Origin of the sequence: Micromonospora sp. NBRC 110038, assembly GCF_020884815.1 — a bacterium.
GTDB classification, from domain to species: domain Bacteria; phylum Actinomycetota; class Actinomycetes; order Mycobacteriales; family Micromonosporaceae; genus Micromonospora; species Micromonospora haikouensis.
The window spans coordinates 275,428-289,427 of the sequence record NZ_BBOL01000003.1; the positions used below are offsets into that span (position 1 = coordinate 275,428).

At 73.3% G+C, this 14,000-nt stretch carries 12 protein-coding genes; 5 read left to right on the forward strand and 7 right to left on the reverse strand.

Features of this window, described 5'->3' with window-relative positions; genetic code table 11:
• Positions 1–10: 10 nt before the first annotated feature.
• Positions 11–367, reverse strand: a complete 357-nt coding sequence (locus tag LPU61_RS12905) for a YciI family protein (protein WP_043969319.1) — start codon at positions 365–367, stop codon at positions 11–13.
• Between the two features lie 183 nt (positions 368–550).
• Between LPU61_RS12905 and LPU61_RS12910 the strand changes: the two genes are divergently transcribed.
• Together LPU61_RS12910 and LPU61_RS12915 are read left to right on the forward strand one after the other, a co-directional pair.
• Positions 551–2,143: a GMC family oxidoreductase gene (locus tag LPU61_RS12910; RefSeq protein WP_229405029.1), complete on the forward strand. Its 1,593-nt coding sequence runs from the start codon at positions 551–553 to the stop codon at positions 2,141–2,143.
• A 66-nt stretch (positions 2,144–2,209) separates the two neighbouring features.
• Positions 2,210–3,082, forward strand: coding sequence for an aldo/keto reductase (locus LPU61_RS12915; RefSeq protein WP_043967420.1), 873 nt, complete (start codon positions 2,210–2,212; stop codon positions 3,080–3,082).
• A gap of 40 nt (positions 3,083–3,122) precedes the next feature.
• Here the strand turns inward: LPU61_RS12915 and LPU61_RS12920 are convergent, their stop codons facing one another.
• The 3 genes from LPU61_RS12920 to LPU61_RS12930 all read right to left on the reverse strand — a co-directional run bounded on the left by LPU61_RS12920 (position 3,123) and on the right by LPU61_RS12930 (position 6,649).
• Positions 3,123–3,911 (reverse strand): triacylglycerol lipase, encoded by a 789-nt coding sequence (locus LPU61_RS12920; RefSeq protein WP_229405030.1) that lies wholly within the window; start codon positions 3,909–3,911, stop codon positions 3,123–3,125.
• Between the two features lie 240 nt (positions 3,912–4,151).
• Positions 4,152–4,559: a hypothetical protein gene (locus LPU61_RS12925; protein WP_229405031.1), complete on the reverse strand. Its 408-nt coding sequence runs from the start codon at positions 4,557–4,559 to the stop codon at positions 4,152–4,154.
• Positions 4,560–4,573: 14 nt separating this feature from the next.
• Positions 4,574–6,649 (reverse strand): M48 family metalloprotease, encoded by a 2,076-nt coding sequence (locus tag LPU61_RS12930; protein ID WP_229405032.1) that lies wholly within the window; start codon positions 6,647–6,649, stop codon positions 4,574–4,576.
• Between the two features lie 451 nt (positions 6,650–7,100).
• On the opposite strand from LPU61_RS12930, the gene LPU61_RS12935 reads away from it, so the two are divergent.
• Complete coding sequence (locus LPU61_RS12935) at positions 7,101–7,940, forward strand: class I SAM-dependent methyltransferase (protein WP_374199658.1); 840 nt, start codon at positions 7,101–7,103, stop codon at positions 7,938–7,940.
• 1,228 nt (positions 7,941–9,168) lie between these two features.
• On the opposite strand, the gene LPU61_RS12945 is transcribed toward LPU61_RS12935, so the two are convergent.
• Positions 9,169–10,002, reverse strand: a complete 834-nt coding sequence (locus tag LPU61_RS12945; protein WP_229405034.1) for an SAM-dependent methyltransferase — start codon at positions 10,000–10,002, stop codon at positions 9,169–9,171.
• Between the two features lie 545 nt (positions 10,003–10,547).
• Here LPU61_RS12945 and LPU61_RS12950 point away from each other — a divergent pair.
• Entirely contained in the window at positions 10,548–11,117 is a 570-nt protein-coding gene (locus tag LPU61_RS12950) for a hypothetical protein (RefSeq protein ID WP_229405035.1), read from the forward strand.
• 375 nt (positions 11,118–11,492) lie between these two features.
• On the opposite strand, the gene LPU61_RS12955 is transcribed toward LPU61_RS12950, so the two are convergent.
• Positions 11,493–11,936 carry a hypothetical protein gene (locus LPU61_RS12955; protein ID WP_229405036.1) on the reverse strand — a complete coding sequence of 148 codons (444 nt, stop codon included), beginning with the start codon at positions 11,934–11,936 and terminating at the stop codon, positions 11,493–11,495.
• A 119-nt stretch (positions 11,937–12,055) separates the two neighbouring features.
• Positions 12,056–12,940, reverse strand: a complete 885-nt coding sequence (locus LPU61_RS12960) for a LysR family transcriptional regulator (protein ID WP_229405037.1) — start codon at positions 12,938–12,940, stop codon at positions 12,056–12,058.
• A gap of 102 nt (positions 12,941–13,042) precedes the next feature.
• Between LPU61_RS12960 and LPU61_RS12965 the strand changes: the two genes are divergently transcribed.
• Positions 13,043–13,999 carry an FAD-dependent oxidoreductase gene (locus tag LPU61_RS12965; RefSeq protein WP_229405038.1) on the forward strand — a complete coding sequence of 319 codons (957 nt, stop codon included), beginning with the start codon at positions 13,043–13,045 and terminating at the stop codon, positions 13,997–13,999.
• Position 14,000: the final 1 nt, after the last annotated feature.

Below are 14,000 nucleotides of genomic sequence, written 5' to 3' on the forward strand. Positions count from 1 at the left end.
AGGGCGCAGCTCAGCTCTGCGTCCGGGCGAGGGGGAACTCCACCGAGCCGGCCGGGCAGAGGAACGTCATCACGTCGACGGCGTAGAGCCCCGCCTGCACCGCCGGGTCGGCCTCCATGACGCTGCGCACGTCGTCCACGGAGCCGGTGCGGGCCAGGCCGAAGCCGATCGGCGGGTCGGGCTCGCGTCCGGGTCCGTCGATCGACCCGGCGACCAGGACGATCCCCCGCCGCTGCAACGCGCGCATGTGCTCGGTGTGCTCGGCCTGCAACCGCTGGACCGTCTCGGCGGGCAGGGCCCGCCCGGACGGGCCCGGGTAGAGCACGATGCACTCGTACGTGTCGAGCGCGAAGTCGACCTGCGGCATCCCGGTCACGGCGTCCCCTCCCGCGCTGCCGGCCCACGCCCCGCCCGCGGACCCGCCCCGGCCAGCCTCGCACGCGCCGGCCCACCGCCGGGGCCGCTCGGCGCAACTGCCCCCTTTCCCCCTCGGTGACCAGACCACTACCTTCTGAGGGATTCTCGTAACCGGTGGTGAGTGAGGGATCGCGTGGAGGAGTTCGACTACGTCGTGGTGGGCGCGGGCGCGGCCGGATGCGTGCTGGCCCACCGGCTCAGCGCGGACCCGGCGACCCGGGTGCTGCTGGTCGAGGCCGGCGGGTGGGACCGCAGCCCGTTCGTGCGCATCCCCAAGGCGTTCAGCCGGCTGATGGACGACCGGCGCACCGCCTGGCACTACCCGGCCGAGGCGGCACCGGGGCGGCGGGAGGTGTGGCAGCGCGGCCGGCTGGTCGGCGGGTCCAGCTCCGTCAACGGCATGGTCTACGGCCGGGGCGACCGCCTCGACTGGGACGGCCTGGAGCGCCTCGGCAACCCGGGCTGGGGGTGGGACACCATGCTGCCGATCTTCCGGCGGCTGGAGGACCATCCGCTGGGCGCGTCGCCCACGCGCGGGGCCGGCGGGCCGCTGCGGCTGTCGTCGGCGACCGGCACCGACGCGCTCTGCGAGGACGTGATCGCCGCCGGCCAGGCGCTGGGCTGGCACCGGTCCGACGACCTCAACGCCACCGAGGACGAGCGGATCGGGTACGTCACGGCGACCATCCGCGACGGGCGCCGGGTCAGCGCCGCCGACGCGTTCCTGCACCCGGTGCGGGACCGGCCGAACCTGACCGTCGCGGTGGGCACGGCCGTGCGGCGGATCCTCGTGCGCGGCGGCCGGGCGATCGGCGTACGGGCCGGCAGCGGCGGCCGCACCGTCGACTACGCGGCCTCGGCGGAGGTGGTCCTCGCCGCCGGGGCGATCGCCAGCCCGCAACTGTTGCAGGTGTCGGGCATCGGGCCCGCCGACACGCTGCGCCGGGCCGGCGTCGACGTGCTGCTCGACCGGCCCCGGGTGGGCCTCGGGCTGCGCGAGCACCGGTCGGTGCCGGCGCAGTTCCGGCTGATCGGCGACGGCGGCTACAACCACATGCTGGGCAGCCTGCTCGGGCAGGGCCTGGCCACGCTGCGGTACGCGCTGACCCGGCGGGGCCCGCTGAGCCTGCCGGTGCACGACGTGGGGGCGCACATCCGGTCCACGCCGCAGGTCGACCACCCGGACGCCCAGTTGCTGATCGCGCCGTTCTCGGCGGCCCCGCCCCGGCCGGGCCACGCGCTGGAGCTGGAGACCGAGGCGGGGATGATGGGGCTGTGCACGGTCACCCGGCCGGACAGCGAGGGCAGCCTCGCCATCTCCTCGGCCGACCCGGGCACGCCGCCGCGGATCGTGGCCAACTACTTCGCCACCGGGCACGACCGGCGGGTCCTCGTGGACGCGTTCCGCCGGATGCGGGAGCTGTTCGCCACCGCGCCGATCGCCGGGCGGATCGCCGCCGAGACGGTGCCCGGCCCGGCCGTACGCGGCGACCGGGAGATCGTCGAGGCGGCGCTGGCGCTGGGCTACTGCGGCTACCACGCCGTCGGCACCTGCGGCATGGGCCCCTCCGACGAGCACGTCGTCGACGCCCGGCTGCGGGTACGCGGCGTCGACGCGCTGCGGGTGGTGGACGCCTCGGTGCTGCCGGTGCTGGTGTCCGGATACCTCAACGCGCCGGTGATGGCGCTGGCCTGGCGGGCGGCCGACCTGATCCTGGCCGACTGACTCCGGGCGGGCGGGGTACGGGAGCACAATCGACCGGACGACACGCACAGGATTGGGGTTCGACTCATGGGTGACGACGCTGGCAGGCAGCCCGCGAAGGCCTCCGGCACCTACCGGATCGGCGGCGACCTCCAGGTCGACCGGCTCGGCTACGGGGCGATGCAGCTCACCGGGCCGGGCGTGTGGGGCGACCCGAGGGACCCGGCGGAGGCGGTGCGGGTGCTGCGCCGGGCGTACGAGCTGGGCGTGACGTTCATCGACACCGCCGACTCGTACGGGCCGTTCGTCTCCGAGCTGCTGATCCGGCAGGCGCTGCACCCGTACGCCGACGACCTGGTCATCGCGACCAAGGCCGGGCTGACCCGCTCCGGGCCGGGCGACTGGCGGCCGGTGGGCCGGCCGGAATACCTGCGCCAGCAGTGCGAGCTGAGCCTGCGCCACCTGGGCCTGGAGTCCATCGGGCTCTACCAGCTGCACCGCATCGACGCGAAGGTGCCGCTGGCCGACCAGCTCGGCGAGCTGGCGCTGCTCAAGCAGGAGGGCAAGATCCGGCACATCGGGCTGTCCGAGGTGACCGTCGCGCAGATCGAGCAGGCCCGCCAGATCACGCCGATCGTGTCGGTGCAGAACCTCTACAACCTGGCCGACCGCAGCGCCGAGGACGTGCTCGACCACTGCGAGCGCAACGACCTGGCGTTCATCCCGTGGTTCCCGATCGCCACCGGCAACCTGGCGAAGCCGGGCGGCCCGCTGGACGCGATCTCCACCGACCACGGCGCGACGCCCGCGCAGCTCGCGCTCGCCTGGCTGTTGCGGCGCTCGCCGGTCGTGCTCCCCATTCCGGGTACGTCGTCGGTGGCGCACCTGGAGGAGAACGTGGCCGCCGCGCAGGTGCAGCTCACCGACGACGAGTACGCGGCCCTCGCGAAGGCCGCCTGAGCCCACCGTCGTGGTCGGACGCCCCCCCGACGCCGGCGGGTCAGAGCGCGTAGCAGTCGGGGCGCACCGGGGAGTCGGTGAGCGCGCCCCGGACGACGGTGTACGTGGTGCCGTCGAGGACGAGGCCGAGGTGCCCGACGAGCCGCAGCGGGCACCACGACTGGATGAGCACGTTGGTGGCCCCGTCGGCGAGGGTCGCGTTGTCGACGGGCCGGACCAGCTCGTCCTGGAGGGTGCGCACGGCCGTCCAGCGCACGTCGCCCGGGGTGTCGTCGCCGTCGTTGAGGGCGGTGAGGAAGCTCGACCCGATGGTCATCTGCTGGCAGGCGACGATGCCGAGGCAGCTGCCGAGGCCGAGGAACTTCGCGATGTCGGCGACGTAGGTGCCGTAGTGCGGGGTGCCGAGGCTGACGTACCGGCCCACCTTGGTGCCGCCGCCGAGGTTGCGGATGAGGTAGCGGGAGACCAGGCCGCCCTCGGAGTGGGCGACGAGGTCAACGCGGGCCGCTCCGGTGGTGGCGCGCACCTGGTCGACGTACGCGGAGAAGGCCCGGGCGGAGTCGGCGATGTCGCCGAGGCCGAGGCCGGGGAGCTGGAAGATCGACACCCGGAAGCCGTCGGCGCGCAGCCGGGCGGCGAGCGGCTCGTAGCCGAGGGCGGGGGTGCTGAGCCCGGCGACGACGATGACGGGGTTGGCGGCAGCGGCGGCCCGGGCGGCGGCGCTGGCGGGTGTGGCGGCCTGGGCTGCGGCCGGGGAGGGTCCGGCCAGCACGGCGGCGGCGGTGGCGGTGGACGCGGCGAGGACGGCGAGGATCCTTCGGAGCAGCATGGCTGCACCTCCTGGTGGGGGTGTCCCGGCCGGGCCGGGCGGAGGCGAGGGGCGTTCCGATCGATCGTGGAAAGATGATGGGGCTGGCGATCCAGCGACGTCAATGAGAAGTTACGCGCGAGTAACAGGATGTCGCGCCCAGCGCGAATTCCGGCGACCCGGGCTCATGATCGAATCCATGTCGGCGAGATGGCGGTATCCACGGCGGCCGGATACCGCCATCTCCCCGACATGATCGTGCTACTCGGCAGCGCCTACCTCACCGGCCGCCTGACGGAGCGCCCGGGTGGCCTGGTCGATCAGCTTCGTGGCGTCCGTGCGGCCGTTGACCTGGATCTCCACCTCGGACTCCCCCGCCTGCACCCGGACGCTCACCTCGGTGCGCTGCTGGTCGACCCAGCTCTGCAACAGGTTGAACAGCCCCGGCAGCAGCGCCTGCGCCACCACCGCGATGATCACCGCGTCGCTGAACCCGGGCCGCCCGCCGGACCGGCCGCCCCCGGCGTCGCGCACCCCGGCGCGGAACTCCGGGCGCTGGTGGATCCAGGTCAGCAGCGGCACCCGGGGCGGCCGGGCGGCGCGCGGCGTCAGCACCAGCCGCACCGGCTGCCGCGCCCCCGCCGACGTCCCCGTCGAGGTCTGCGTCACGTGGTGGCTCTCCTTCACTCGCCGCTGGGCAGGAACGTGATCTTGCCGTCGACCACCGACAGGACGCCGTCGACGCCGAACGAGTCGTCGTCGCTGAACGGGGTCGCCCCGAAGTAGCCGTCGGTGGTGCCGGTCGCCAGCACCGACCCCTGCGCGTCGTACGGGGTCGACACCCGGGCCGTGGCGGGGCCGGTGAGCTCCACCGCGATCCGCGGGTACTCGGTGATCTTCCAGGCGATCTTCTTCACCGCGCTGCCGTTGTAGTAGCGGAAGGGGCAGCCCGCCGGGGCGGCCACCTTCTGCGCCGCGCAGGCGTCCAGGTGCCGGCGCACCTCCGCCTCGGCCGCCTCCCGCGCGCCCGGGGCCAGCACCGGCTCCAGCCGCACCTGACCCGCGCTGTCCATCCCGGGGACGACGGCGACGGCCTGCGCCGGGGTCTCCGCGAGCACCGTGCTCTGCCCGCCCACCGTGTAGACGCCGGGCAGCAACGCGAGGGTGTCCCCCTCGGGGGGCGTCTCGACGGGCACCCCGTTGACCGTCAGGCCCGCCTGTCCACCGGGGACGCCCAGCGTGACCGGCCCGCCGACGAGCCGCCACCCGTGGAACAGGCCCAGGGTCGCCGACTCCTCCCGGCGCAGCGACAGCTCGGCCGGCACCCGCTGGCCGGCGAGGGTGAACTCCACCTTCGCCGTGGCCTCGTCGCCGTCCCGGTCGACCGAGAGCACGTCGACGTCGCCGGGCGGCTGGTAGCCCTTCGCCTCGACCAGCGCGGCGAGCCGGTCGACGTCGCCGGCCGCCGACCGCGCGTCGGGGGTCAGCAGCTCCAGGGCCGCCCGGGCGTCGTGGTCGGCCAGCGCCGAGAAGTAGCCGTCGACGGCCTGCGCCGGGCGGAACAGGGCCCACTGCGTCACCCCGAGCAGGATGCCGCCGAAGGCGCAGGCCAGGGCCAGCGCGCCGGCGACCAGCATCGCCCGTGGGGAGGCGACCGCCCCCGGCCGCCCGAACAGGCCCTCGGCGGTCACCGGGGCGGCGACGACGCCGTCGGCAGCCGCCGCGGTGAGCGCCTCCAGCCGGTCCAGCCGCAGCTCGGACGCCGGGTGCGTGGCGCAGACCGCCTCGTCCCAGCCGCTGCGCCCGGTCTCGAACGACCTGCGCCGCTCCAGCATGTCCCGCAGGCCCTGGGCGTGGCCGGCGAGCACGGCGCCCGCGTCGGCCCGGTACTCGGCGGCCCGCACGTCGCGAGAGTGCAGCGGCAGCACCACGTACTTCATGGTGAGCAGCACGGGCCAGAAGAAGACGAACACCACGAAGTTGGTCGCCGGGTGCGGGAAGGCCCGCATCAGCCACGTCGGCACGGCGTGCACCAGCACCAGGGGCAGCGCCACGCCACGGACGAACGCGCTGGTCACCTCGTCGCCGGTGCGCCAGTGCACCAGTTCGTGGCTGAGCAGCGCCGCGACGTTCTCGTCGGGTTCGTCGAGCAGGCCGGTGGTGACGACCACGTGCCGGGCGTACGCGCGGGCGTTGGTGAGTACCGGGTCGTCCTCGATGAGCAGCCGGGGCACGGTGGGCAGGCCGAGGGCGCGCGCGCAGTCGTACAGGACGGGTCGGAGCCGTTCGGCCTCGCGGCGGCTGAGCCGGCGCGCGCCCGAGATGGCCAGCAGGCGCGGCTCCCACATGAGCCGGTAGAGGGTGTAGAGCACGCCGATCAGCACGGCGGCGACCATCATCCCGGCCAGCCCGGTGAGGATGCTCGCCGGCTCGTCGATCGCCTCACGCCACGGCAGCGCCAGCACGAGCAGGGACCCGGCCAGGAACCCGACCGCGACGCCGAAGAAGCCGCCGAGGACCCCACCGGAGCGGTCGAGGAAGGCGTCGAGCAGCGAGCCGACCAGCGGGGCGTCCCGCACCGGCTCCGGCAACACCTCGCCGAGGTTGCCGCCCCCGTTGACGATGCCGGCCACGCCGAACACGATCGCGCCGCCCACCCCGAGGAACAACGCGGCGGGCACGTAGAACCAGGTGGCCAGGAACGCGCCCAGCACCCCGCGCCAGTCGCGCACCACCCCGGCGCGCAGCCAGACCAGCACGCTCGGATATCCGGGGGGCCGGGCGGCGAAGCGCTGCGCGAGGCGGGACGCGCCCTCGCCCCCGCCGGTAGACGCGGGATCGGCGGGCGTTGCGGAATCGGCCGGTGTGTCGGCTGCGGCAGGTCTGACCTGCGGGTCAGGGTCCGGGTCGCGCACGGCGGCTCCTCGACTCAACCGCCACCGGGAGAGGGTGGCGAATGGGAACGGATAAGGGCACGGCGTTTCGGACGGCGGCTCGGCCGACCGTCGGAGGAATTGCGCAGGTACGACGAATGCCACCGATCCCATGCACGGGAGTCGACGACGACGCAGCACATTACCCGTCCACAGTGGATCTCGCCAGCGGAATTCCGACAATAGCTCATGACTCCAGTCAGGGTGGGCGGCAATGGAATTCACAGGAAGTGAAAACCGCTCGCCATTTTCGAGGCAGGCATCGACACTCCCCATCGTGGACGACGCCGTACGACGCAACCGGGCCGCCTGGGAAACCGCCGCCGGGAAGTACGTCCGGGAGCACGACGACCTGCTGCGCGAGGCGCGGGAGAGCACGTCGCTGTTCCCGTACGAGATCGATCTGCTGCGCCCGCTGCTGCGCGCCGCGCCGACGGTGGTGCACCTGCAGAGCGGCCACGGCCTCGACGACGTGGCCCTGGTCGAGGCCGGCGCGCGTACGGTGATCGGGGTCGACTACAGCGCGGTGACGACCGGCGCGGCGAACCGGCGCGCCGCCGAACTGGGGCTGGCCTGCCGGTACGTGGTGGCCGAACTCCCCGGCGCTCCACTGCGCGACGGCTGCGCGGACCTGGTCTACACCGGCAAGGGCGCGCTGATCTGGATGCGGGACCTGGCTGCCTGGGCGCGCGACGTCGCCCGGCTGCTGCGGCCGGCGGGTCACCTGTTCGTGTACGAGGCGCACCCGGCGGCCGCCCTGTGGAGCTGGGACGCCGACGAGCCCCGGATCCGGGCCGACCGGAGTTACTTCGGTGATTGCTTCGTCAACGACACGTTCCCGGGAAACGGTGCGGTGGAATTCCAGTGGACCCTGGGGGAAATCGTCAACGTGGTGCTCGCCGCCGGCCTGGAGCTGCTCCACCTGGCCGAACACCCCGAACCGTTCTGGCGGCCGGGCGGAGTCACGGCGGCGGCCTGGTCCGGGCGGCTGCCGAACGCGTTCTCCCTGCTCGCCCGCCGCCCGCCGGAAGCCGGCAGACTAGCCGTTACCCGCAGCCCGGCCGGCTGTCCGAAGATCGACCGGCGCGCGGCCGCGTCGCCCCGCGCGTCGATCTGATAGCCGTCGAGCCAGGTCCACCCGTGGTAGGTGACCCGGTCGGCGTGCACCCGGATCAGCCGGAAGAAGAGCGGCTGGACGAACTGCGGGCTCGCCGCCCGGGTCACGTGCAGCAGCGTCCCCGCCCGCAGCAGGGCTTCCGTCGGCGCATAGGGAGCTGAGTCATCGGCGACATCACGCGCTGCACTCACGGCTGTCGGCCCTGGCCACCGCCCTCGCCACCCTGGCCGCAGTCCCGGGCCCGCCCCCAGCCCCGCCCTCGACCTCAGCCCCGCCTTCGGCGTCGGCCGCCGGCCCGTGCGGCCAGTGCCGGTGGCTGATCGACCTACCCACGGCCGCGAGGCCGCGTCGGATGCAGTGCCTGGCCCCTGTTGCTGCAGTTCCGGCACCCGCAGGGCCGACCCCCTGGCCTTCCGTGCGTCAGGTGCTCAACGCTGCTGTCCGCTAGCCGTCACCCCCCACTCGCATAGGGCACTTAAATAGCATCCATGAGGAATGCGCCCAAGTTGCTGATTACAGCAGCGGCAGTGACGGGAACTGTGGCCTACAGCCTTCCGCAGCCATGGTCACTTGTGGCGGCCCTAGCCGACCTGTTCTTGATCGGCCTCGCCGGTGGGCTTTGGCGGAGGGCACACGAGCGGGAATCCCTCCAGCACCCGCCCGGCAGGTCCGAAGACCGGCCGATCCCGCAACCGGACGCTTACTTTCCCTTACCCTACGGCTCAGAAAACGAACGCGCGCGTGCAGCGTCTTCATCAGCTCGGCGCAGGCGCTGGCCCGGCTCCGCCATCAAGGACACGCCATCACGTACCAGCCGTATAGGACGACAGCTACGACTTCGACTCAACAGGATTGTCAGCGCGGAGGATAGCGCGACGAGTGGGAGTGCCAGCTTGGCGGATCTGGTAGCCAGATTGCAGCGAACGAACAGACGGGGTCAGCTGTGGTGGTTCCTGGCTGGCGTAGCCGCTTCCATCCCCACAGGTGTCCTGGTGAACCTTCTGACGGGCTAGCGGCAAGCAGCACCGGCCAAGACGGTCGCCACAGTTGCCGACCGTCCGGTCCGGACCGCCGGTGGTGAGCGTCCGGCAGGCCAGCTGCGACGTCCTGTCACGATCAGCGAAGTGCGACCCGTCGGCGAGGTCGACCACCATGCCTCTGACCCGGCCCGAACCACTTTATCCACCGCCGCCTTGGCCGCCGGGGCGGCCAAGGCGGCAGCCACGGATCAGCTGGCGATCCGGCCGATCGCGCCGTAGCCGAGCTGCCGCGACGGCGTCTGGGCATCCACGTCCAGACCCGGGTCCGGACGCCAGTCCGCCATCAGGGTCACCCCCGGATCAACCAGTTCCATACCTTCGAACCAGGACGTGAACGTCGCCTTGTCTCGCACGTGGAGGGTCGCGCCGACCCCGGCTTGGTAGGCGGCCACCATTCGGTCCACCTGTGCTCTTGTTTCCGCGTCCACCGTGTCTGCGGTGAGGTGGGAGATCGCGAGGTGACTGCCAGGCACCAGGGCGTCCCGGTACGCCGCGATGAGCCCCTTCGGATCATCCTCGTCGGGAACGAACACGAGCAGCCCACCCATGATGATCCCCACCGGCTGAGACAGATCGATCAACTCGCGGACCGCTGGGTGTGCCCATACCTGCTCAGGGTGACTCCCGTCGGCTTCCGCCATGGCGGCGAGCGGCTCCCTCGCGAGAATCTCCTCGCCGTGAATGACAGCCGATGGGTCGTTGTCCACGTAAATCACCCGCGCGCGGGGGTTGAGGGCGTGCGCCACCTCGTGCGTATTGTTGGCAGTCGGCAGACCCGCCGCGATATCGATGAACTGCTCCACCCCCTGCGCCACCAGATATCGCACGGATCGGCGCAGCCAGTCCCGGTTACCGCGAGCCAGCAGGTCGACGCTGGGCAGCGTCAGCTTGATGCGCTCCGCTTTCTGCCGGTCGATGGCGAAGTTGTAGAGGCCTCCCAGATAGTAATCGTAAATCCGTGCGATGTTGGCGTTCTCCAGATCAGCTACCGCCCTATCCAGGCGGTTGGCGATTGCCGTCATTCGAGCCCCTTCGGAGTTTGCTACGGCGCGGGACCGGCTCGCCGGTCCGCCATATGATAATCCGACAACCATGGATATTGCGATGCTGTGTCCGCCATCGATTTGACTGTGCGGACGTTCTTACGGCAGCCGCCGCTCGTGGTCGTTGCTGAAGTTCGTGGTTGTGACAGGGCGGCTCACCTCGTCGGGCACCACAAGGGCTGCCAGCGTCCCCGGACGGTTCGGCTGGAAGGTGCGGTTGGCTTGGTCAGGCTCTTCCCGGGTTTGAGAGTGGCGATGGCTCGCTCGCCGCGAGCGCGGAGTCTCGACGGCCGGCCCGCTCGGTCTTCGTGGCCCCCACGCTGAGCGGTACCTGTCGAGGGTCCACGACTCTCCACGTCCGTAGTCGACGGCGAACACGACAGGGTATGAAGGAAGGCTCATGTTCGCCCGCCGTGGGCGTATCGGGTATCCGACAGAAGTTCACAGATACTATCGACGATCTTCATCCGTTGATGGGTCAAGATTCTTCGCGATCACTGTGGACCGACACGACCGGGAGAGCCATGCGGGACAGCCTTCTCAGCACCGCCGACGAGGTGTTGGAGCGGCTCGAAGACGAGATCGCCTTCCTGGCGGAGGGCCTGGCCGGCGTGTCCGAACAGCTCACCTGCCTGACCACCGAGCTCGACGACCAGCTCGCCGAGGGCAGCCCCGACCAGGTCGGGCACACCCTCGACCGGGTCGCCGCGCTCCTGGGCGACCAGGCGCTCAGCGACCTGACGGCCCTGGCCGGGCTCGGCGCGATCCGCCACGGCCATCCCCCGCAACGGGACGACGACAGCGTCCACGCGATCCCCACGCTGCCCACCGAGGGAGTACCCGTCGCCGCCGGGCAGGGCGACGCGGACGAGCGCTCGGCCGACGAGCTGCGGGCCCTGGTCGCGTCCGCAGCGGACCACCTCCGGCGGCTGTCGGTCTTCGTCACCGACCGGTTCGACCTGGCCCGCGCGGCGGCGGAACGCGGTGACGCCGACCGGGCGCTGGAGGAGCTGCGGCTGACCCGGGAGGCCGCCGGGAGCGCGCCTGCGGGCTACCAGCTCTGGCTGGCCTGCCTGGCTGACCTGCACGGCTGACCCCGCCCGCCCGGGTGACGACCACCCGACCGGGACGCCCCTCGTCGTCGGCGCCGACGACCGGCCCGCGAGCGGCGGCCCACGCCGACGACGTCGGGGCGGGATGACCTCTGGGCGTTACGCGGCGCTACCGCGACCACCCGGCGGCCACACCCCCACACCAAACCCTTTGCTCTGCACCCGGATACGCGACAGCCACGCACGGTAACCCGCCGACTCAGCCCGCACCGACTCACCCGGCTCTATGTGTCGAGCCAGGACACCGTGATGCGGATACGGGTGCAGAGCAAAGGGACAGCGGGAAGTCTGGCGGGGTCGCGGGGGCATCACGAAGGGTGACCTCGGGCCGGCGTCGCACACACGTCGCCGGCCACCTCACGGACGGTGGTCAGGCTGCGGCGGGCTCGGGGCAGCGGCAACGGGTCGGACCCCCGCCGCCACGGCCCGCAGCTCCGACTCGGGCACCCGCTCCGGCTCGGCGCGCACGTCGACGGCCACCCCGGGCTCGACCAGCCGGAACGCCTCGCCGCCGCCGACGAGGCCGGTCACGTCGCCCTCGGTGAACTCGGTGAGCGGCCAGGCCGCGGCGTCCCGCTCGTGGTAGTCGGCGAGGAAGTCGCGCAGCGCGTCGAGCGTGCCCAGCCGGCTCCCGCGCAGGACGTGCACCCGCAGGTCGACCCGCCAGCCCTCCTCGACCTGCCGTTCCCACACCCGGGTGCGGAAGCGCACCCCCTCCCACTCGCTGGCGAAGTCGGACACCTCCCCGTCGACCCCCGCCGGCACGTACCCGATCACGAACCCGCCCAGGTCCTCGCTCATCGACGCCTCCCCCTCGTCCGATCCGGCGCTCACTCCGAATCGTGGACAACCATCGTCCACAACGGACGACAACTGTCCAAGGTCCCGGCGAACGGGGGGGGCGACAAGGGGCGGCACGGTCAGCCCAGCAGCGCCACGAGGGCGTGGACGGCCGGGTTGGTGGTGAGGCGGGGCCAGGCGAGGCCGACGTCCACCGTGGGGGTCGGCGAGGTGAACCGGCGCAGCCGTACCCCCGGCACCTTCAGCGCCCGCGCGCGACCGGCGGGCACGGCCGCGATCACGTCGCCCTGCGCCACCGCGCGCAGCAACTGCTCGTCGTCGGGCTCCTGCCGGACCAGCCGGAAGCCGCCGCGCGGCCAGACCTGGGCGATGGTCCGGTCGAACATCCCGGGGCCGTTGTCGCGGGACCACATGACGGCCGGCAGGTCCACCACCTCGGCCCGGGTGATCCGGCGGCGGCCGGTGGCCAGCGGATGCCCCGCCGGCAGGGCCAGCAGCAGCTCCTCGGTGTCGACGGTGCGGCACGCGAGCGCCGGCTCGTCGACCGGCGGGCGGACGAACGCCGCGTCGAGCCGGCCGGCGAGCAGCCCGGCGACGTTCGGCGCGGTCCAGGCGGTCTCGGCGACGACCTCCACGTCGGGGTGGGCGGCGCGGAACCGGGCCACCAGCGCGTCCACCGGGCCGCCGCGCGCCGACCGGGTGTACGCGAGCCGCAGCCGCCCGCCCCGGCCCTGCACCAGATCCCTGATGCGGGCGGCGCCGGCGTCGACGTCGGCGAGCAGCCGGGCGGTCTCGGCGGCCACCCGCCGCCCCACCTCGGTCAGCGTGCAGCCCCGGCTGGTGCGGTGCACCAGCGGCACGCCGAGCTGGCGTTCCAGGGCGCGGATCTGCTGGCTGAGCGCCGGCTGGGCGATGTGCAGGCGGGCGGCGGCCCGGGTGAAGTGCAGCTCCTCGGCGAGCACGGCGAAGTAGCGCAGCCGGCGCAGGTCCGACCAGGCGTCCATCCCCGGATCATAAGCGCCGCTTATCGCCGCCTGCCCGTTCCGTCTTGGACGCCCGCCCGGACGGCCGGCCACGATCCGAGCGACGACCGGAAGGAGCGGACGATGGCGGAGCGGGTGGACGTGGTGGTGGTCGGCGGCGGGATCATCGGGCTGACCGCCGCCGTGATCCTGCAGGAGCGGGGCGCGCGGGTGACCGTGCTGGCGGCGGACGACCCGGCGGACACGGTGTCGACGGTGGCCGCCGCCGTGTGGTACCCGACGCACACCGACGAGGATCCCCGGGTGCTGCGCTGGGCGGCGGAGACGCACGCGGAGCTGGGCCGCCAGGCGGGGGCGGGCGTGCCGGGGGTGGTGGCCCGGCCGACGCGGATGCTGCTGCGCCACCGCTACCAGGGCCCGCCGTGGTGGGCGGCGGCCACCGGGGACCTGGTGGCCGGGCCGGCCGAGCCGCCGTACACGGCGGTGCTGCGGTTCACCGCGCCGACGGTGGAGATGACGCCGTACCTGGGGTGGCTGGCCGGGCGCGTCACCGCCGGCGGGGGGCGGGTGCTGCGCCACCGGGTGCGGGACCTCGCCGAGGCGTTCGACGTCGCCCCGACGGTGGTCAACGCGACCGGGCTGGCCGCCGGCCGGCTCGCCGCCGACCCGGCCGTGCACCCGGTGCGCGGGCACCTGGTGCTGGTGGCGAACCCGGGGCTGACCACGTCGGTGCGCGACGAGGACGACCCGGCCGGGATCACCTACGTGCACCCGCGCCGGCACGACGTGGTGCTCGGCGGCACGTACCAGCCGGGGGTCTGGGACACCGGGCCCGACCCGCAGACGGCGGCGGCGATCCGGCGGCGGTGCGTGGCGCTCGTGCCGGAGCTGGCCGACGCGCCGGTGCTCGGCGAGCGGATCGGGTTGCGCCCCGCCCGACACGGCGGCCCCCGGGTGGCGGTCGAGCCGGCGGGCCCCGCCGGGGGCCGGCTGGTGCACGCGTACGGGCACGGCGGCGCGGGGGTCACCCTGTCCTGGGGGTGCGCGGCCGAGGTGGCCCGCCTCGCCCTGGACGGCTGAC

Excerpts from the sequence above, each read along its gene's own strand:
- LPU61_RS12905 (WP_043969319.1), bottom strand. The coding sequence starts at position 367 with ATGCCGCAGGTCGACTTCGCGCTCGACACGTACGAGTGCATCGTGCTC.
- LPU61_RS12915 (WP_043967420.1), top strand. The coding sequence starts at position 2,210 with ATGGGTGACGACGCTGGCAGGCAGCCCGCGAAGGCCTCCGGCACCTAC.
- LPU61_RS12920 (WP_229405030.1), bottom strand. The coding sequence starts at position 3,911 with ATGCTGCTCCGAAGGATCCTCGCCGTCCTCGCCGCGTCCACCGCCACC.
- LPU61_RS12945 (WP_229405034.1), bottom strand. The coding sequence starts at position 10,002 with ATGACGGCAATCGCCAACCGCCTGGATAGGGCGGTAGCTGATCTGGAG.
- LPU61_RS12950 (WP_229405035.1), top strand. The coding sequence starts at position 10,548 with ATGCGGGACAGCCTTCTCAGCACCGCCGACGAGGTGTTGGAGCGGCTC.
- LPU61_RS12955 (WP_229405036.1), bottom strand. The coding sequence starts at position 11,936 with ATGAGCGAGGACCTGGGCGGGTTCGTGATCGGGTACGTGCCGGCGGGG.
- LPU61_RS12960 (WP_229405037.1), bottom strand. The coding sequence starts at position 12,940 with ATGGACGCCTGGTCGGACCTGCGCCGGCTGCGCTACTTCGCCGTGCTC.
- LPU61_RS12965 (WP_229405038.1), top strand. The coding sequence starts at position 13,043 with ATGGCGGAGCGGGTGGACGTGGTGGTGGTCGGCGGCGGGATCATCGGG.